Here is a 992-nt window from a genome sequence, read left to right as displayed (position 1 = left end):
CTTCCCGAACCAGCGCGCCAACGCCGGCTCATGATCGGACCTTCGGATATTCAGATCATCCTCGGGAAGGTGCGCCCACTTTCACGCCCCCACACCGAGGCTCATCCACAGGTTCTGATCATTGCTCGAGGGTCCGCCTCGGTCCCGACAAGTTGCGGTCCGTCTGTGGCGGTAGGTGCAACGGGGCGCGCACACAAACTGGATTGCCAACGGGTCGAAGAAGCTCTTCCCCGGATCACCGTGTTCGGTATGGAGTGCCGGCCCCCTGGTCCGACGTGGCGTACGCCCTTAACGTCTGCGGTGGCTGCTGAAATACGAAGTCACGTCGCGCGATGGTTGGCCCCTACCCGTAGAATAGCGAAGCGTCCGAACCGATTTCACCGACGAGACCGGTCTGACACCGTGCCACAGATCTCAAGGGGGAGGAATCGCCGGTGCCACCTCAATCGGCCGACTGGCGGTCGGCGGCCCGGTTGTTGCGTCGAAGCGGATTCGGCACTACGGGGCTGGCTGTCGACGCACTGCTTAGTTCCGGAACCCGTGAAGCGTACGTCAAGCGCGCAATTGACGGATCGCGGGAAGACCCTGGCCGGGCCGCCACACCTCTTCCAGATCTGCAGATTTCAGTCGGTAAGCCGAAAGACGGCGCGACTGCAGACACCCGTGCCCGCTATCAGAAGAGAATTGTCGAACGGCGAGAACAGCTGTTCAGTTGGTGGCTGCAACGCATGGTTGCCGTCGAGTATCCGCTTGTAGAGAAACTAACGCTTGTCTGGCACAATCACTTCGCTACATCGCTCGGCAAAGTTCGGTATCCCGCTGAAATGGCGGCACAGAATGAGAAGATACGATCGCTGTGCCTAGGACCTGAGTTTGGACATTTTGCTTAGTACCCAGGTGTGAAGCCAAGATCGGTGAGGATCTTGCGCTCGGTGTCGGGAATCGCCGGCGGGAAGGTCTGGGTGGCCCCGTTGATAGTGATGGTCGCTGAA

The 992-nt window shown here is 60.0% G+C and carries 1 protein-coding gene; it reads left to right on the top strand.

Going from position 1 to position 992, the window contains the following annotated elements:
- Positions 1–434: 434 nt before the first annotated feature.
- On the top strand, positions 435–890 hold the full coding sequence (locus ACXMYJ_RS29195) for a DUF1800 family protein (RefSeq protein ID WP_460359557.1): 456 nt from the start codon (positions 435–437) through the stop codon (positions 888–890).
- Positions 891–992 lie beyond the last annotated feature (102 nt).

This window comes from Mycobacterium sp. ZZG, assembly GCF_054786995.1.
This window is presented reverse-complemented; position numbering and strand designations above follow the sequence as displayed.